17 protein-coding genes and 1 pseudogene are annotated in these 16,979 nt (G+C 44.1%); 17 read left to right on the top strand and 1 reads right to left on the bottom strand.

Annotated elements, in window-relative coordinates; translation table 11 throughout:
* Position 1: 1 nt before the first annotated feature.
* The 6 genes from H150_RS0101050 (at position 2) to hfq (ending at position 5,942) form a co-directional block, all read left to right on the top strand.
* Entirely contained in the window at positions 2 to 859 is an 858-nt protein-coding gene (locus H150_RS0101050) for a helix-turn-helix domain-containing protein (RefSeq protein ID WP_019957186.1), read from the top strand.
* Positions 856 to 2,121, top strand: a complete 1,266-nt coding sequence (gene ispG / locus H150_RS0101055; protein ID WP_019957187.1) for a flavodoxin-dependent (E)-4-hydroxy-3-methylbut-2-enyl-diphosphate synthase — start codon at positions 856 to 858, stop codon at positions 2,119 to 2,121. The genes H150_RS0101050 and ispG overlap by 4 nt, the downstream gene beginning before the upstream one ends.
* 18 nt (positions 2,122 to 2,139) lie before the next feature.
* Positions 2,140 to 3,426, top strand: a complete 1,287-nt coding sequence (gene hisS / locus H150_RS0101060) for a histidine--tRNA ligase (protein WP_019957188.1) — start codon at positions 2,140 to 2,142, stop codon at positions 3,424 to 3,426.
* 3 nt (positions 3,427 to 3,429) lie between these two features.
* Positions 3,430 to 4,050 (top strand): YfgM family protein, encoded by a 621-nt coding sequence (locus H150_RS0101065; protein ID WP_019957189.1) that lies wholly within the window; start codon positions 3,430 to 3,432, stop codon positions 4,048 to 4,050.
* 96 nt (positions 4,051 to 4,146) lie between these two features.
* Entirely contained in the window at positions 4,147 to 5,598 is a 1,452-nt protein-coding gene (gene der, locus H150_RS0101070) for a ribosome biogenesis GTPase Der (RefSeq protein ID WP_019957190.1), read from the top strand.
* 77 nt (positions 5,599 to 5,675) lie between these two features.
* Positions 5,676 to 5,942, top strand: a complete 267-nt coding sequence (gene hfq, locus H150_RS0101075; protein ID WP_019957191.1) for an RNA chaperone Hfq — start codon at positions 5,676 to 5,678, stop codon at positions 5,940 to 5,942.
* Between the two features lie 79 nt (positions 5,943 to 6,021).
* On the opposite strand, the gene H150_RS0101080 is transcribed toward hfq, so the two are convergent.
* A complete protein-coding gene (locus H150_RS0101080; protein WP_019957192.1) occupies positions 6,022 to 7,185 on the bottom strand; it encodes an NAD(P)H-dependent flavin oxidoreductase in 1,164 nt (387 codons plus the stop codon).
* Positions 7,186 to 7,605: 420 nt separating this feature from the next.
* On the opposite strand from H150_RS0101080, the pseudogene H150_RS15275 reads away from it, so the two are divergent.
* The 11 genes and pseudogenes from H150_RS15275 (at position 7,606) to H150_RS14640 (ending at position 16,910) form a co-directional block, all read left to right on the top strand.
* Positions 7,606 to 9,174 (top strand): annotated as a pseudogene (locus H150_RS15275) (YdgA family protein).
* A 9-nt stretch (positions 9,175 to 9,183) separates the two neighbouring features.
* Positions 9,184 to 9,909, top strand: a complete 726-nt coding sequence (gene dnaQ / locus H150_RS0101090) for a DNA polymerase III subunit epsilon (RefSeq protein WP_019957195.1) — start codon at positions 9,184 to 9,186, stop codon at positions 9,907 to 9,909.
* Positions 9,910 to 9,911: 2 nt separating this feature from the next.
* Positions 9,912 to 10,622: a 2-C-methyl-D-erythritol 4-phosphate cytidylyltransferase gene (ispD, locus tag H150_RS0101095; RefSeq protein ID WP_019957196.1), complete on the top strand. Its 711-nt coding sequence runs from the start codon at positions 9,912 to 9,914 to the stop codon at positions 10,620 to 10,622.
* A gap of 8 nt (positions 10,623 to 10,630) precedes the next feature.
* Positions 10,631 to 11,110 carry a 2-C-methyl-D-erythritol 2,4-cyclodiphosphate synthase gene (gene ispF, locus H150_RS0101100; protein WP_019957197.1) on the top strand — a complete coding sequence of 160 codons (480 nt, stop codon included), beginning with the start codon at positions 10,631 to 10,633 and terminating at the stop codon, positions 11,108 to 11,110.
* A gap of 52 nt (positions 11,111 to 11,162) precedes the next feature.
* Positions 11,163 to 11,837, top strand: coding sequence for a ribose-5-phosphate isomerase RpiA (rpiA, locus tag H150_RS0101105; protein ID WP_019957198.1), 675 nt, complete (start codon positions 11,163 to 11,165; stop codon positions 11,835 to 11,837).
* Between the two features lie 61 nt (positions 11,838 to 11,898).
* Positions 11,899 to 12,453 (top strand): cob(I)yrinic acid a,c-diamide adenosyltransferase, encoded by a 555-nt coding sequence (locus H150_RS0101110; RefSeq protein ID WP_019957199.1) that lies wholly within the window; start codon positions 11,899 to 11,901, stop codon positions 12,451 to 12,453.
* 17 nt (positions 12,454 to 12,470) lie between these two features.
* The gene (locus tag H150_RS13475) at positions 12,471 to 13,049 is read left to right on the top strand and encodes a thermonuclease family protein (protein WP_019957200.1); all 579 of its coding nucleotides are present in this window, start codon (positions 12,471 to 12,473) and stop codon (positions 13,047 to 13,049) included.
* 16 nt (positions 13,050 to 13,065) lie between these two features.
* Positions 13,066 to 13,698: an endonuclease III gene (gene nth / locus H150_RS0101120; protein WP_019957201.1), complete on the top strand. Its 633-nt coding sequence runs from the start codon at positions 13,066 to 13,068 to the stop codon at positions 13,696 to 13,698.
* Positions 13,699 to 13,843: 145 nt separating this feature from the next.
* On the top strand, positions 13,844 to 15,316 hold the full coding sequence (locus H150_RS0101125; protein ID WP_019957202.1) for a DegQ family serine endoprotease: 1,473 nt from the start codon (positions 13,844 to 13,846) through the stop codon (positions 15,314 to 15,316).
* Positions 15,317 to 15,377: 61 nt separating this feature from the next.
* Entirely contained in the window at positions 15,378 to 16,463 is a 1,086-nt protein-coding gene (nagZ, locus tag H150_RS0101130; protein WP_019957203.1) for a beta-N-acetylhexosaminidase, read from the top strand.
* A 24-nt stretch (positions 16,464 to 16,487) separates the two neighbouring features.
* On the top strand, positions 16,488 to 16,910 hold the full coding sequence (locus tag H150_RS14640) for an META domain-containing protein (RefSeq protein ID WP_169708852.1): 423 nt from the start codon (positions 16,488 to 16,490) through the stop codon (positions 16,908 to 16,910).
* The last annotated feature ends 69 nt before the right edge of the window (positions 16,911 to 16,979 follow it).

Genomic DNA, 16,979 nt, shown 5'->3' on the forward strand with positions numbered 1-16,979 from the left:
CATGTCAGAAGAGCGCGCATTCAATCAAGCCGCCCAAGAGCTTGGCGCTTTATTAAAAGCCAAAAGATTGGACAAAAAAATCGCAATTGGCGAAGTTGCAGAGCGTTTGAAATTTACTGCAAAAAAAATAGAAAGTTTGGAAAGCGGAGATTATAAGGGCTTGCCAGAACCTATTTTTATTAAAGGTTTTATCAAAGCGTATGCTCGTTTCTTGGAAATTGACAATGATACTTTGGGTCAATTATTGAATCAGGCATTTCCTGAGCAAGCTTCTAAAAATGTTACAAGTACAAGCTCATCTGAAAATCGCGATGGTTTGAATTTTCAAGACCAACAAAAACCGTTCCGCTTACCTAAATGGTTGCCATTGGTAGGTGTGTTGATTGTGGTTGTCATTGCTATTGGTTTTTGGCAAAGCAAGTCTTCTGAGCAAACACGAACTCAGGAAAAATCTACTTTGGAAGTCGGTGAAGTGGCACAGCCAGCTTTGGACAATCCTAATGTACAGATTGTGCCGATGGCATCTACTTCGGCATCTGCTGTCGAAGCTTCTACTCCTGAACCTGCCGCGGCCAGTGCAGCTGTTGCAGCAAGCGGTACAGAAGCTGTGGCTGATGGTGTTTTGCACATCAAAGTGCGTTATCGCTCTAATTTGATTGTGACCGATGCGGATGGTACGCCATTGCATAGCGGTATTGTTGCAGCTAATTCGGTGCATCAATTTAAAGGCAAAACGCCTTATCAAGTACGCATTGGTTATGCAACAGGCAGTGAGGTGAACTTCAATGATCAAAAAATTGACGTTCAAAAACACTATGTCGATGGTAAAACAGCAGCATTTACGGTGCCTCAAAAATGAATGAAATCAAAAGAAGACAAACCCAACAAGTCCAAATAGGCAATGTGTGGGTGGGTTCTGATCATCCTATTTTGGTTCAGTCCATGACCAATACCGATACGGTAGATGCAGAAGGTACGGCTTTGCAAGTCAAGCAATTGACGGATGCCGGCTCTGAGGTGGTACGCATTACGGTTAACAGTCCTGAGGCGGCCAGTAAAGTGGCTGAGATTCGCCAACGTTTGGATGATATGGGATGTAATACACCATTGGTGGGCGATTTCCATTTCAATGGTGAACGTTTGTTGCGCGATTATCAAGATTGTGCCAAAGCCTTGGCAAAATACCGTATCAATCCAGGTAATGTGGGCAAAGGTGTGAAGGGCGATGAGAAATTCGCTTACATGATTGAACAAGCCGCTTTGCATGACAAAGCAGTGCGTATTGGTGTGAATTGGGGCTCTTTAGACCAAAGTTTGGCTAAAAAAATGATGGATGCCAATTTGGCTTTGGCCCATCCTGCGCCTGCTGATGCTGTTATGAAAGAAGCTTTGATTACCTCTGCTTTGACTTCGGCACAAAAAGCGATGGATTTAGGTTTGCCAAAGAACAAAATCATTTTGTCTTGTAAAGTCAGCAATGTACAAGATTTGATTGAAGTGTATGCAGATTTGGCCAAGCGTTGTGATTTCCCATTGCATTTGGGCTTAACCGAAGCGGGCATGGGCAGTAAAGGTATTGTGGCCTCTAGTGCGGCTTTGGCGGTTTTGCTGCAGCAAGGCATTGGTGACACGATTCGCATTTCTTTGACACCAGAACCAGGTGCGCCGCGCACTCAAGAAGTGGTCGTAGCACAAGAGTTGTTGCAAACCATGGGCTTGCGTAATTTCACGCCATTGGTGACAGCTTGTCCAGGTTGTGGTCGCACAACCAGTACCGTATTTCAAGAATTAGCGCGCGATATTCAGCATTATTTGCGTGAGCAAATGGCAGTTTGGCGTTTGAAATATCCCGGTGTGGAAAGCTTGAATGTGGCGGTGATGGGTTGTGTGGTGAATGGACCAGGTGAAAGCAAGTTGGCTGACATTGGTATCAGTTTACCGGGTACAGGCGAAACGCCAATCGCACCTGTATATGTCGATGGTGAGCGCAAAGTGACTTTAAAAGGCGATAATATGGCGCAAGAATTTATTGCCATTGTCGAAGAGTATGTCGAAACTAATTACGGTGCAAATGGTGCCAAACGCAGCCAAAACCGTGTGATTCCGATTCAAACATTGTAAAGACTAAAGCTACGCATTATGGGAAAAAAGATTCAAGCAGTGAAGGGCATGAATGATTTGTTGCCAGTTGAACAAAAAGACTGGCCAATCACTTCTGCTTATTGGCAAGCATTTGAAACTGTGGTGAATGAATGGGCGCAGCAATATGCGTATCAATTCATTCGCACTCCGATTATTGAATCAACAGGTTTGTTTGTGCGCTCTATCGGTGAAGAGACCGATGTTGTAGGCAAAGAGATGTACACGTTTGATGATTATGGTGATTCATTGAGCTTGCGTCCTGAAGGAACGGCTTCTTGTTTGCGTGCTGTGGTTGAGCATAATTTGCTTTATAACGGCCCTATGAAGCTTTGGTATATGGGTCCGATGTTCCGTCATGAAAAACCACAAAAAGGTCGTTATCGTCAATTTCATCAAGCGGGTTTTGAAGCTTTGGGTTATAGCCAACCTGATGTCGATGCCGAAATGATTGTGATGACAGCTGATTTGTGGGAACGATTGGGTGTGTTGGATAAAGTTCAATTGCAAATCAATACTTTGGGTATTCCTGAAGAGCGCGCGGCGCACCGTGCGGCTTTGGTGGCTTATTTACAGCAACATGAAGCGGTTTTGGATGAAGACAGCAAGCGTCGCATGCATACCAATCCTTTGCGTGTATTGGATACCAAAAATCCAGATTTGCAAGAAATAGCCAACCATGCACCACGTTTGTTGGATTATTTGGGTGAAGAGTCTCTGAACCATTACCAACAATTCAAAGCGTTGTTGGATGCTGTGGGAATTGTGTATGTCGAAAATCCACGTTTGGTTCGTGGCTTGGATTATTACAACAAAACGGTATTTGAATGGGTGACCAGTGAGTTGGGCTCACAAGGTACTATTTGTGGTGGTGGTCGCTATGATGGCTTGATTGAATCTTTGGGTGGCAAAGAAGCGCCAGCCATTGGTTTTGCAATGGGTATTGAGCGTTTGTTGTTATTGGTACAGCAAATAGGCGTCCTGAAAGTGGAAAACAACTTGGATGTGTTTGTGATGTACCAAGGTGAAGGCACGATGCAACAAGCGGTGATCAATGCACAAATCTTGCGCCAAGCAGGTTTGTCAGTATCACAATATTCAGGCACGCAAAGTTTGAAAGCGCAAATGAAAAAAGCCGATGGCAGTGGTGCACGCTTTGCGGTCATTATTGGCGAAAGCGAAGTGACTGAAGGCGTGGTGACTTTGAAAGATTTGCGTGGTGACAATGGTCAGATACAAATTGTGTCAACGCAATTGACATCGCAATTACAACAATGGATGGCATAATAAATGGCATATGATGTTCAAGAGCAACAAGAGCTGGATGATATAAAACATTTTTGGCATCGTGGTGGCAAATGGTTATTTATATTGTTAGTGGTTTTGGCGTTAGCGTATTTAGGCTATGTATTGAACAAAAGCCATCAAGCTGATCGTCATAAAGAAGCGGCTACTTTGGCATATCAATTTATCGAAAAGAGCAGTGCTAAAGATGCTACTGCCTTGACTGAATTGAAAACTTTGCAAGAGCAGTATGCAGATTCTTTTGGTGCCGCCGAAGCCACATTGATGGCAGCCGCACAAGCATTTGATGAAAAACAATATGAGCAAGCTGAAAAACATTTGTTGTGGGTGCAAACTCACCATCAAGATGTTTTTTTGCAAGCTTTGAGCAATCAGCGTTTGGCAGTTTTGAAATTGCAACAGCAAAAATACGATGATGCTTTGAAATATGCAGATGCTGTGGTGCCTGAAGCATTGAAACCAATGATGCTGGAAACCAAAGGTGATATTTTGGTTGCCAAAGGTGATGTGGTTAAGGCCAAAGAAGCATATGCGCAAGCATTAAAAGGTTTGGACGAAAAAACCTCACCAAATTATGAATTAGTTAAATTTAAGGCAGAGCAGTAAACCTTGCATCAGGGGACGGCTGTCACATGGGTTGCCATGGGCAGCCGTCCTGTATTTATTGATGCATGGCCTTAAAACATTAAAGGATATTGAATTATGAAACCAACGATAGTGTTGGTCGGCCGACCAAATGTCGGGAAATCGACTTTGTTTAACCGCTTGACCCGTAGTAAAGATGCTTTGGTAGCAGATTTGCCAGGTTTGACTCGCGACCGTCACTATGGTCATGGTCGTGTGGGTGAAAAACCTTATTTGGTAGTCGATACGGGTGGTTTTGAGCCTGTAGTAGACAGCGGTATTTTGTTTGAAATGGCCAAGCAAACTTTGCAAGCGGTAGATGAAGCAGATGCGGTGATTTTCTTGGTGGATTCGCGTGCGGGTGTGACACCACAAGACAAATTGATTGCGCAAAAATTGCGTATGAGTGGTCGTCCTGTATATTTGGCGGTGAACAAAGCTGAAGGTGCTAACCGTGCGGTTGTGTCAGCAGAGTTTTATGAATTGGGCTTGAATTTAGAACCATTCGTGATTTCTTCTGCGCATGGCGATGGTGTTTGGGATTTGATTGACTCTGTATTGAGTGATTTCCCAGAACCTGAGGAAGAAGAAGAGGATGCAAAACACCCTGTATTTGCGGTGATTGGTCGTCCTAATGTGGGCAAATCCACTTTGGTGAACGCCATTTTGGGCGAAGAGCGCGTTATTGCATTTGACCAAGCAGGTACCACACGTGACTCGATTCACATTGATTTTGAGCGCAATGAGAAGCCTTACACCATCATCGATACAGCCGGTGTGCGTCGTCGTGGTAAAGTCGATGAGGCGATTGAGAAATTCTCAGTAATTAAGTCGATGCAGGCGGTTGAAGCGGCGAATGTGGCGGTATTGGTGTTGGATGCCAACCAAGATATTGCTGACCAAGATGCGACTATTGCAGGTTTTGCTTTGGAAGCGGGTCGTGCATTGGTTATTGCCATTAACAAATGGGATGTGGTGACACCTGAGCGCAAAGAGCAAATCAAAAAAGACATTGCACGCAAATTGTATTTCTTGGATTTTGCCAAGTTCCATTATATTTCGGCTTTGAAACACAAAGGCATTGATGATTTGTTTGATTCTATCAACCAAGCCTATCAAGCTGCGATGATTAAAATGCCAACACCTAAGATTACTCGTGTGTTGCAATCGGCTTTGGAACGCCAACAACCGCCTCGTGTGGGTCCAATCCGTCCAAAATTGCGTTATGCTCACCAAGGTGGTGTGAATCCTCCGATTATTGTGATTCATGGTAATGCTTTGCACCATATCAAAGACAGTTATACCCGTTATTTGGTACAAACTTTCCGTAAAGCCTTCCATTTAGAAGGTACGCCTTTGCGTGTGCAATACAAATCGACTGAAAATCCATTTGATCAAGAAGGCACACCAGCAAAAGCACCAACCACCTTACGTCGTGCTAAGTTGAGTCCTCGTATTGCTAAAAAAGAGGAAAAAAAGCAACTAAAACGCAAGGTTAAAGTGAGTGCTAAGAAGAATATTAAGCCATAGTGTGTTAGCATTAGACGTTCCATTTGCATATCCTGAGATGCAAATGCTTATCACAATAAAAACATGGAGTTTAAAACATGAATAATAAAGGACAATTGCTACAAGATCCTTTTCTGAATGCATTGCGAAAAGAGCATGTACCGGTATCTATTTACTTGGTAAATGGTATTAAGCTACAAGGTCAAGTAGAGTCGTTTGATCAATATGTGGTGTTGTTGCGCAACACTTCTGTGACGCAAATGGTTTATAAGCACGCCATTTCTACTGTGGTTCCTGCTCGTGCGGTAAGCATCAGTCATGATGGTGGCAAACCTGCAGCACCTAGCACTCATTCTGCTGAATAAGCCATACTCCAAGTTTCATTACGTATGCAAAAAGCCCCTGAATAGGGGCTTTTTTATGGTGTTTTGATTTACAGGACGCTTATCTGTTCAATGCAGTTTGACCTGTTAGCAAATACTCTACTGTTTCTTTAACGGAACGAATTTGGTTGCCAAATGGCAATGGGTCTTTGCCACGGAAGAACAAACCTTTGTTCACTTCACCGCGGAAAGCAGCAGCCAATTTCAAGTCGATACAGAATTGACCGATTTTATCCAAGCCATCACGCAAACCGCATTGGGTCAAGCAGTTAATACCTTGAGTACAGCGGCGTGGATCGGCTTTGGCGTTGGCTTGTAAAGCTTCTTCACGCTTCAAATAGCTTTTCAAAAATGGCGTATTCACACCACGAGCAGGCAAACCTGCAACAGACATGAATTCAACAATTTGTTCGCCTTCAGCACCTGCCAACGTGTTTTTGAAGTTGATGTGGGCATCGCCTTCATGGGTTACTGCAAAAGCAGTACCGACTTGTACGGCAGAAGCGCCCCATTGGTTTAAAGCGGTGCTGATTTTGTCAAAATTGGCCATACCACCTGCCAAAATTAATGGGATTTTTTCACGCTCTAAACCCAATTTTTTGAAGACTTCAAAGGTTTCTTCTAATACACGGTCAAACTCAAAACGAGCGTCACCCAAGCCTGCAACGGTAGCTGCGCCCAAGTGACCTGCGGCATGGTTAGGATGCTCAATAACGATGGCATCTGGTAATTTGTTTTTTTTCATCCAGCGTTTCAAAACGATGTTGATGCCGCGAGACTCTGACAAAATGGGGAACAAGGCCACATCAGGATGACCTTCTACCATTTCTGGTAAATCCAAAGGCAAACCAGCTCCCATCACGATGGCGTGAGCACCAGACTCACACGCTTGGCGTACCAAAGCGGGATGGTCTTTAACGGCTTTCATCACATTGACGGCAATCATGCCGCGTCCTTCTGATTTTTCAACCGCTGCTTTGACTTCACGGTCTAAGGCAATGCGGTTTAAGCGGTCGTATTTTTCTTCGCTTTGGTCAATTTTGGAATCTGCCAATAAGTCTTCATGCAAGTGACGCAAATCCACGCTGGCAATCGTACCTACGCCATTTTCGCGTGCTACTGCGCTTGATAAGCTAGAAGCAGAAATGCCCACGCCCATGCCGCCTTGAACGATAGGAATCAATTCACGACCACGAATGGTAAGCGGCTTAAAATCGTTGTGCATGTGTAGAACTTTCATCGTTGTGATTTTATCAATCCTAGAGTTTAACTCTATTATTAGGTAATGGGTATGTTTTTAATAGAGTTAACATCAGGTGTTTGTGATTTAATCGTTTGTTTTATAAAGGTTTTAATTTAGAGTGCGGAAAAGGAACACTTTGATTTTAAATCAAATACTGTGCATCTTTTAAACTTTAAAGTATCAATTTATGCATCTTATTAAATTTTTTAACAAGTAAAAAATTAGTCCAAGACTACAGTTTTGAGGTGAATAAGTCGTATTGAATCAAGCGTCCTGTACGTTTTTAACTTTGCTTTACAAGGTACTTGGGCAGCAAAGTCATGAAATAAATGATATGCTTGTGCTCATTTTAACTTGATGTTTGACACACGAATGAAGAATAAACGTTGGATGCTGCCGTTGATGTGCGTCATTGCGGCAGTGATATTGGTTTTTGTGGCTTTGCCATATTGGTTTGGTTTGCGCGCTGAAGCGAGCATGAAGCAACATCAACAATTGGTGCAAAAAAATCCATTATTAGATGTGGTCAGTTATGAATACGAGCGTGGCTGGTTTTCATCGAAAGAAGTGACCGTATTGCGCTTGAAACCCAACTTGTTGAACAAATTGGGCGACAATGTGCCAGACAATATCAAAGTCATTGTCAATGAACCATTCACCATTACCAATCACATTCAGCATGGTCCCTTTGCCGATGGTTTGTCGCCAGTGAAAGCGGTATCGGTGTCTGAGGTGAAATTTAGCTCACAAGCACAACAAAGTTTAGAACGTTTTTTCCAGAAGCAAACCCCTTTGTCTGTGACCAATCGTTTGAATTTGTTTGGTGGTGGTGTGATGAATGCCTCTATACCCGCTTTTCAATATGAAGAATTGTCAGGCATTGCCATTGATTGGAAAGGTCTGAATATCGAGTTGGATTACCAAGACAATTACGATGCGTATGAAGTTTTGAGCCAAAGTGGCGGCATCCATATTAAATTGGCAGATAAAGGTCAATTGGTTTTAGAAGACATCGGTTATACGGCAAAATCTCGTCTAAATCCATCTGGCTTGAATGTTGGTGAAAATGAGTTGAAAGTGGCGAAAGCCAGTATGGCTTGGTCTGAAGGTGTGGATTACAACATCAAACTCAATTCGTTGATTAACATGGTGTAGGACTTGCAAATTGGTGCATTTATCAATCCAAATGGTACGATTGCACCGAACAATGTCGCAGTACAACAATTTGCATTGAAGCGTTCAACCGATGAGCAAGATGGTTTTGCCGATGCCAAAGCCGAGATTCAGTTCAATCAATTCCAGTATGGTCAAGACGTTTATGGACCATTGCTTGTGAAAGCCAGTGCGGAACATTTACAGGCCGCTGCTTTGGTGAAATTGAACGATGAATTTTTCCGCTTGAGCAACGAGTCATTGAATGAAGCGCAATATCGTGATGCTTTATTGAAATTGGCACAAAACGAAGCCTTGCCGATTTTCACCAATAATCCTGTGTTTAAAGTGTCGCAATTTGATTTGAAAATGCCTGATGGTCAATTGAAATTCAGCGCTGAGTTTGGCTTTAAAGATTTACAGGCCGCTGATATGAACAGCTTTAATGCTTTAATGGGCAAAACCGAAGGCAAGATTCATGTGAATGCACCGCAAATTTTGTTAGAGAATTTGGCGGTAGCGCAAGCGGATTCGATTTTCTCAGTTGATCCTGATGTTGAAAATCCACCAAGCATGGACGAAGTACGTGATACCGCACGCTTTTTGGTACGCTCGACTTTGAATGGTATGGCAGATGCGGGTTATTTGACACAAGAAAATGGTGTGATTGACAGCGAAATTGCAGTGACTAAAAACCAATTGCTCTTCAACGGCAAGCGTTTTCAAGTGGCACCAGAGCAATCGATTGATGAATTGATGGATGAGGCACCTGTTGCAGCGAGCACGCCAGCAGTGGCAGCTTCTGCGACAGGACAATAAGGGTATCTGATGGCGGTAAGACAAATTGTATTGGATACTGAAACGACGGGTCTGTATGCCAACCAAGGCGATCGTTTGATTGAATTTGCAGGTTTGGAAATGATAGACCGTCGTTTGACGGGCAAGTATTTGCATGAGTATGTACATCCTGAGCGTGACATTGCACCTGAAGCCATTGCGGTGCACGGCATCACGCTGGATGATTTGGCAGACAAACCCAAGTTTGCGGGAGTGGCGCAGCGCATAGCAGACTTTTTGCAAGACAGCGAACTCATTATTCACAATGCTGCGTTTGACATCGGCTTTTTGAATATGGAATTTGCTCGCTTGGGCATGCCTGAAACCGAACACATTACAGGTCACAAAAGCATTGATACCGTGGCGATGGCACGCCGTTTGTATCCAGGACAAAAAGTCAATTTGGATGCTTTGTGCAATCGTTTGGGTGTGGATAAGACCAAACGGGTGTTGCATGGTGCTTTGATTGACTGCGAGTTATTGGCTGAAGTGTATTTGGGCATGACTCGGGGTCAGTTCAGCTTGGATGTGAAAGCAACTGACGAAGAGGCTTTGCATTTACAGGCCGCGCATCAGTTTGAGCGCCAAGCAGGCATGCGTTTTAAAGTCATAGACGCAGACGAGCAAGAGCAAGCGGCACATGCAGCGTATGTGGCAGTATTGGACAAGTCAGTCGGTGGTGAGAGTTTGTACCGACAACAAATGCAAGATATTTGAGTATGAATTCACGTTTTTTTGCGGTGGTGCCAGCAGCAGGGGTTGGTAGCCGTTTCGGCAGTCACATTCCCAAACAATATACGAGTATTGCAGGACAAGCGGTGTTATTACACACCGTACAACGCTTGCTTGAGTGTGAGAGTTTGGCAGGAGTGGCAGTGGTTTTGTCGCCTGACGATGGTTATTTTAAAGATTTGGTTTTGCCAGCTTGGGCGAAAACGGCGCGTTTGCAAGTATTGTATTGCGGTGGCCAGAGCCGTGCTGAAAGTGTGCGCAATGGCATACAGCAATTGATGCAATCTGAAAAAGTCGCTGCCAACGATTGGTTGTTGGTACACGATGCCGCACGTTGTTCTTTGCCAACGCAGGCTTTGCAGCGTTTGTTGGCGGTGGCGAATGAGGCTTGCCAAGGTGCGATTTTGGCTTTGCCTGTTGCCGATACGCTCAAAAAACAAGATGCTCGTGGCAAGATTGCGGACACCATTGACCGCAGTGGTTTGTGGCAAGCGCAAACACCGCAAATGTTTCGTGCAAAGGCCTTACAGGACGCTTTGAGTATAGATGATTTGAGTGCCATTACCGATGAAGCTTCGGCGATGGAATTGCAAGGCATTCATGCGCAATTGGTGGTGGGTGATGTGCGCAATTTAAAATTAACACTGGCACAAGATGCTACTTTGGTTGAGTTGCTGCTCGATAGTGGCACTTTGTAGGACACAATATGAATATTCGCGTGGGACAAGGTTACGACGTCCATCAATTGGTTACAGGCCGCCCTTTGATTTTAGGTGGCGTGACCATCGATCATGACAAAGGTTTGTTAGGTCATTCGGATGCCGATGCTTTATTGCATGCCATTACCGATGCTTTATTGGGTGCGGTGGCTTTGGGAGACATTGGTCATCATTTTCCGGATACAGCAGCACAATTCAAAGATGCTGACAGCCGTGTGTTGTTGCGTGCGGCGTATCAAAGTGTGCAAGATTTGGGCTGGCGTGTGGTCAATGTGGACACCACCATCATTGCCCAACAGCCTAAATTGAAGCCGCATTTGTTGGGTATGCGCCAAAATATTGCCCAAGATTTGGGTATTGATATTGGCTTGGTCAATATTAAAGGCAAGACGAATGAAAAATTAGGCTATTTGGGTCGTGAAGAAGGCATAGAAGCACAGGCTGTGGTGTTGCTTGTTCAGGCTTAAAACCTTACACTCTTGCTTATAGCAGTCATTCATACAGAATAGGGAAGTCAGCATGTCTACTCAAGATAATTTTAAGCGTCAGGCCGCGCGCAAAGCATTGGAATATGTACCACACGATGAGTATATTGGTGTGGGTTCGGGATCAACAGTGGCTATTTTCATTGAAGAATTGGCCAGTATCAAAGACCGTGTCCGTGGTGTGGTGGCTGCATCTATTGAGTCGCGTGATTTATTGGAACAACATGGCATCAAAGTAGTGGCATTGGCTGATGTGGGTAAATTGCCCGTTTATTTTGATGGTGCTGATGAAGTGAACCATTCTTTGCAAATGATTAAAGGTGGTGGTGCGGCATTATTGGGTGAAAAAATTGTGGCACATGCTTCACGCCAATTTATTTGCATGGCAGGTGAAAGCAAATACGTGTCTAAATTGGGTGCGTTTCCATTGCCTGTTGAAGTCGTACCATTTGCCCGTTCTTGGGTGGCATCTCAATTGGTTAAATTAGGCGGTCGTCCTGTTTTGCGTGAAGGCGTGATTACTCGTGGTGGTCATGAGATTTTAGACGTGCATGATTTGGAAATCTATGAGCCTATGAAATTGGAAGATGAAATCAACCGCATTCCAGGCGTGATGGAAAATGGTGTGTTTGCACGCCATCCTGCGGATGTTTTGATTTTGGGTCACTCTGACCGTGCAGAAGTCATTACTGTTAGCCATGTGAGCTGATGGTTTTTGTTATTGTTACGCCGATGCGATTGCATCGGCATTTTTCATGGTGAGAAAAATCATGGCTTATCGTTTGACACAAATTATTACCAAAACAGGCGACTCGGGCAATACGGGTTTGGGCGATGGCTCACGCGTGGCCAAAAGCAGTTTGCGCATTCATGCAATTGGCGAAGTGGATGAGCTCAATGCGCATTTAGGGGTGTTGTTGGCAATGGCGATACCTGAAGACATTCAGCAAAAATTAACCCAAATTCAACACCAATTGTTTGATGTCGGCTCTGAATTGGCGGTGCCTGGTTGGAATGTCATTACTGAAAATTATTTGACCTTTTTGGAACACAGCGCTGCGGCTTGGTATGAAAATTTAAGTCCATTGGAAGAATTTATTTTGCCCGGTGGCTCAGCCCAAGCGGCACAAGTGCATGTGGTACGCACTGTTGCCCGTCGTGCGGAGCGCAGTGTGGTTGCTTTGCGCGCGGAAGATGAAACTATTTCTTTGAATTTGCAGCGTTATTTGAATCGTTTGAGTGATGTGTTTTTTATTTTGGGTCGTGAAATGAATCGCCGTTTGAATGTGTCTGATGTCTTATGGCAGAAAAATCACACTGCCTGATTTTAAAGGATGGCAGTATGTTCAAACCATGTATGGTAATTGTGGCAAGCTTTTTGCTAATCTCTTGTGCACAAGCGCAAAGTGACGACCATATCTTGACTGCGTGCCAGCAATGGCAGTCTGTAAACATGGCGCAATATGCTAAAAACAATGTCAAACAATATTCAGGACGCATTGTTAAAATCAGTGATGGTGATACGGTACAAATTCAAGACACACACGGTCAAAAACACCGTGTGCGTTTGGCTTTTATTGATGCACCAGAAATGCGGCAAGCGGCAGGCAAAGAGAGCTTCAAAAATTTGCAAAACATGTTGAGTCGCCAAAAAACAGTCCAAGTGCAAGTGACAGACATAGACCAATACCAACGCCAAGTGGCGATTGTGTGGCAAGGTGATGTGGATGTGAATGCAAGCCAATTGGCACAGGGATTGGCTTGGCATTACGATTCTATTGCCAAAAAACAGCAGCAAGTGGATGCTTATCGTTATTATCAATGTTTGCATCAACAGGCTCAAAAGCAGCGTGTAGGTTTGTGGCGCAATCATCAAGCACAAGCACCATGGGCATTTCGCCAATCTGAGCGCGCACAATAATAAAGTATCAAAAAGTATGAACAAACAAATACGTTATGAAATTTTTAGCCGTTTGCGTGAGGCCAATCCACATCCAACCACAGAATTGGTTTTTGATGGTCCATTTCAATTGTTGATTGCAGTGTTGTTGTCAGCACAAACCACCGATGTGGCAGTGAACAAAGTGACGGCAGTTTTGTTCGATTTGGCACCCAATCCACAAGCGATGTTAGCACTGGGCGAAGAAAAAGTGCGTGACACCATTAAAACGATTGGTTTATACAAAACCAAAGCTGCCCATGTGATAGCAACTTGTGATGCGATATTGAACCATTTTGGCGGTCAAGTGCCTCAAACTCGTGAGGCTTTGGAAACCTTGCCAGGAGTTGGGCGTAAAACAGCCAATGTGGTACTCAATACTGCGTTTGGTCAGCCAACGATGGCGGTAGATACGCATATTTTTCGGGTGGGTAATCGAACAGGTATTGCCAAAGGCAAAAATGTGCGCGAAGTGGAAGACCAATTGGTCAAACACATTCCCAAAGAGTTTATGGTGGATGCGCACCACTGGTTGATTTTGCATGGGCGTTATACATGTAAGGCATTGAAACCGCAGTGTGCGACCTGTTTGATTGAAGATTTGTGCGATTACAAAGCTAAAGCCTTGTAAAGCCATTAAATAAGCATATTATTTTTATGGTAAAAGTGCCATAATTTTAAATCCAATCCATGTATTGCTATGGATATACAAAACAATAGAACAGTGCAGTCAGCAGAAGTCAAATAAAGGATAATGTGTGAATAAAATCACGTTAATGGCCGCTGCGTGTGTTACCGCTTTGACGTTAAGCGCTTGTGACAAACCAGAGTGGTTAGTAAAAAAAGACGATCGCAATAATACAGAATATGTACAGGAGGTTAAGCCTGCTGACAATAACTCTGTAGCCATGTTGTTGCCGGATTTTACCAAATTGGTGAATGAGCAAGGTGCGACGGTGGTGAGCATACAGGCAGTGAAGCAAGGTAGCATGGGGACGTATGAGGGTACGAGCAGCGAAGAAGATCCCATGTTGGAATATTTTCGTCGCTTGATTCCTGATTTTCCAGGGGCACCTGCTAATCCAGAAGACGATGATGGTGCTAGCTTTGGTTCGGGTTTTATTATTAGCAATGATGGCTATATTTTGACCAATACTCATGTGGTCAGTGGAACCGACTCTATTCGTGTGGTATTGACGGATAAACGTGAGTTTGAAGCCAAGTTAGTCGGTTCAGATACACAATCTGATGTGGCGGTATTGAAAATTGAAGCCAAAGATTTGCCCGTGGTGAAATTGGGCAAGCCAGATGAATTGCGCGTGGGTGAATGGGTTGCGGCGATTGGTGCACCATTTGGTTTTGACAATACTGTCACTGCAGGTATTGTGTCAGCAAAAGGCCGTTCTTTGCCTAACGAAAGCTATACACCTTTCATTCAAACAGATGTGGCCATCAATCCTGGTAATTCAGGCGGCCCATTGTTCAATTTGAAAGGCGAAGTTATCGGTATCAATTCGCAAATTTACAGCCGCTCAGGTGGTTTTATGGGCATTTCATTTGCAATTCCAATTGATGTTGCAACCAATGTTGCTGACCAATTGAAACAATACGGTCGTGTGCGTCGTGCGCAATTAGGTGTCATCATTCAAGAAGTATCGTTTGATTTGGCCAAATCATTCAAATTAGATAAACCCAGTGGTGCTTTGGTGGTGAAAGTATTGCCAAATGGTCCAGCTGAAAAAGCCAAACTGCAAGTACGCGACATCATTTTAAAAGTCAATGGCAATGTGGTGGAGCGTTCTAGTGATTTGCCTGTGTTGATTGGTGCGATGAAACCAGGCAGTAAGATTGAATTAACCGTATGGCGAGATTCTAAAGAAGTCAAAGTAGCAGTGGAATTGTCAGAGTTGACCGGTGAAAGTACGGTCACTGTGCCGAACTTTAATCAAAATGATGGCAGTGATACTCGCAGTCGCATTGTGGTGCCGGAAGTGGGCTTGTCTTTGGTGGCATTGTCAGCGGAAGAGTCTAAGCAGCGTGATATTGCTGGTGGCTTATTGGTGGTTGAGGCACAAGGTTTTGCGGCCGCTTCGGGTTTGATGGCAGGTGACATTATTATCTCCGCAGGTCCGAATCCTTTGACCGATGAAAAAACTTTTAAACAAGCTTTGGCAGAAGCGAGTACAGCCGCGCCATTGTTTGTCATGCGTGACCAAGATACGTTCTTTTTGCCGTTGCGTGTGAAGTGATATTTTGAGAAATCAGGCAGCCTTGGGCTGCCTGTTGCTGTTTGTGAGAAAGATGAAAAATATGCAAAATTTAGCTCGTGGTCCTGTGATGGCCGATGTGGCAGCGTTTGAATTAACAGATATTGAACGTGCGCGTTTGTTGCGTCCTGAAATCGGTGGTGTGATTTTATTTCGTCGCAACTTTTCTTCAGTAGCACAAATCAAAGCGTTGGTAGCAGACATCAAATCATTGCGTACGCCTGAATTGGTCATCGCAGTGGATCATGAGGGTGGTCGAGTACAGCGTTTTATTGATGGTTTTACCCGTTTGCCAGCGATGGCGGTTTTGGGTCAAATGTGGCAAAACCAAGGTCAAGAAATGGCTTTGAATCAAGCCCGTGAAGTCGGTTGGGTATTGGCATCAGAACTGCGTGCTTGTGGCATTGACTTGTCGTTTACACCTGTTTTGGATTTGGATTGGGGTGCGTGCAGTGTGATTGGTAATCGCAGTTTTTCACAAGATGCACAAGAAGTGACAGCTTTGGCATTGGCATTGCAAGAAGGTTTAAAACAAGGCGGCATGAGCAGCTGTGGCAAGCATTTTCCAGGTCATGGTTTTGTAGAAGGTGACAGCCACCATGTTTTACCGCAAGACGAGCGTGAATTTGAAGTTTTATGGCAAAACGACATTGTACCGTTTGTACAGATGAGCGCAGCAGGCATGGGTGCGGTGATGCCTGCTCATGTGGTTTATCCTAAAATAGATGCTTTGCCTGCGGGCTTTTCACCATTTTGGTTGCAACAAATATTGCGTGATAAAGTCGGTTTTGATGGCATTATTTTTTCCGATGATTTGACCATGGAAGGAGCTTGTGGTGTGGGTGGGATTGTGGAACGCACGCAAATTTCTTTGGATGCAGGTTGTGACATTGCTTTGATTTGCAATCGTCCTGATTTGGTGGATGAACTGTTACATCAATGGCAATGGGATGCAGCAGCACAACCTAAACTGGCGCAGCGTTGGGAATATGTGGTTGGTCAAAAAACGGTTGCTGAATTTGATGCATTGCTACAAACACCTGAGTTTAAAGCCGCGCAGCAGCGTGTGGCATCTTTGGCTTCTGCTAAAGATTTGCTAGGTGGCGTTAAGGTGAATGAAGCATTTTAATAATAGATGTTTCTAGGAGGCAGTATGAAGACAGCGTGGATATTATTAGCAACAATGTGTTTGGGTGCTTGTGCCAATATTGGTAAACCTTCTATACAATCTGCCAGCAGTTTACAAGGTCATTGGCAATTGCTAGAAGCTTCGTCTGCTGCGGTTCCGTCTGAGGGCGTGCGTGCAAAGGTTTTGCAATTTGATACTGAGCAATCTCGCGTTTCAGGCAGCGTAGGCTGTAATCAATTAATGAGCGCTTATGCCAGCAATGGTGCATTGATTCAGTTTAAAGGTATTGCTACTAGTCGTATGGCTTGTTCGCCTGATTCTGTCATGCAGTTTGAGTACAAAGTCATTCGCAATTTGGAAAGTGTGTCTTCATGGCGTATTGAAGGTGATAAACTGCTGTTATTGGATGCTTCTAAAAATACTGTTTTAAAATTGAAGCGTATGTGAGCATAATCCTGCAAGGCTTGGTTTTGAGGCGTCCTGTAAAACTTACAGGACGCTTTTTTGATGGCTTTT

The organism is Vitreoscilla stercoraria DSM 513 (assembly GCF_000382305.1).
In the GTDB taxonomy this organism is placed as follows: Bacteria; Pseudomonadota; Gammaproteobacteria; order Burkholderiales; family Neisseriaceae; genus Vitreoscilla; species Vitreoscilla stercoraria.

Excerpts from the sequence above, each read along its gene's own strand:
- H150_RS0101050 (WP_019957186.1), top strand. The coding sequence starts at position 2 with ATGTCAGAAGAGCGCGCATTCAATCAAGCCGCCCAAGAGCTTGGCGCT.
- ispG (WP_019957187.1), top strand. The coding sequence starts at position 856 with ATGAATGAAATCAAAAGAAGACAAACCCAACAAGTCCAAATAGGCAAT.
- hisS (WP_019957188.1), top strand. The coding sequence starts at position 2,140 with ATGGGAAAAAAGATTCAAGCAGTGAAGGGCATGAATGATTTGTTGCCA.
- H150_RS0101065 (WP_019957189.1), top strand. The coding sequence starts at position 3,430 with ATGGCATATGATGTTCAAGAGCAACAAGAGCTGGATGATATAAAACAT.
- der (WP_019957190.1), top strand. The coding sequence starts at position 4,147 with ATGAAACCAACGATAGTGTTGGTCGGCCGACCAAATGTCGGGAAATCG.
- hfq (WP_019957191.1), top strand. The coding sequence starts at position 5,676 with ATGAATAATAAAGGACAATTGCTACAAGATCCTTTTCTGAATGCATTG.
- H150_RS0101080 (WP_019957192.1), bottom strand. The coding sequence starts at position 7,185 with ATGCACAACGATTTTAAGCCGCTTACCATTCGTGGTCGTGAATTGATT.
- dnaQ (WP_019957195.1), top strand. The coding sequence starts at position 9,184 with ATGGCGGTAAGACAAATTGTATTGGATACTGAAACGACGGGTCTGTAT.
- ispD (WP_019957196.1), top strand. The coding sequence starts at position 9,912 with ATGAATTCACGTTTTTTTGCGGTGGTGCCAGCAGCAGGGGTTGGTAGC.
- ispF (WP_019957197.1), top strand. The coding sequence starts at position 10,631 with ATGAATATTCGCGTGGGACAAGGTTACGACGTCCATCAATTGGTTACA.
- rpiA (WP_019957198.1), top strand. The coding sequence starts at position 11,163 with ATGTCTACTCAAGATAATTTTAAGCGTCAGGCCGCGCGCAAAGCATTG.
- H150_RS0101110 (WP_019957199.1), top strand. The coding sequence starts at position 11,899 with ATGGCTTATCGTTTGACACAAATTATTACCAAAACAGGCGACTCGGGC.
- H150_RS13475 (WP_019957200.1), top strand. The coding sequence starts at position 12,471 with ATGTTCAAACCATGTATGGTAATTGTGGCAAGCTTTTTGCTAATCTCT.
- nth (WP_019957201.1), top strand. The coding sequence starts at position 13,066 with ATGAACAAACAAATACGTTATGAAATTTTTAGCCGTTTGCGTGAGGCC.
- H150_RS0101125 (WP_019957202.1), top strand. The coding sequence starts at position 13,844 with ATGGCCGCTGCGTGTGTTACCGCTTTGACGTTAAGCGCTTGTGACAAA.
- nagZ (WP_019957203.1), top strand. The coding sequence starts at position 15,378 with ATGCAAAATTTAGCTCGTGGTCCTGTGATGGCCGATGTGGCAGCGTTT.
- H150_RS14640 (WP_169708852.1), top strand. The coding sequence starts at position 16,488 with ATGAAGACAGCGTGGATATTATTAGCAACAATGTGTTTGGGTGCTTGT.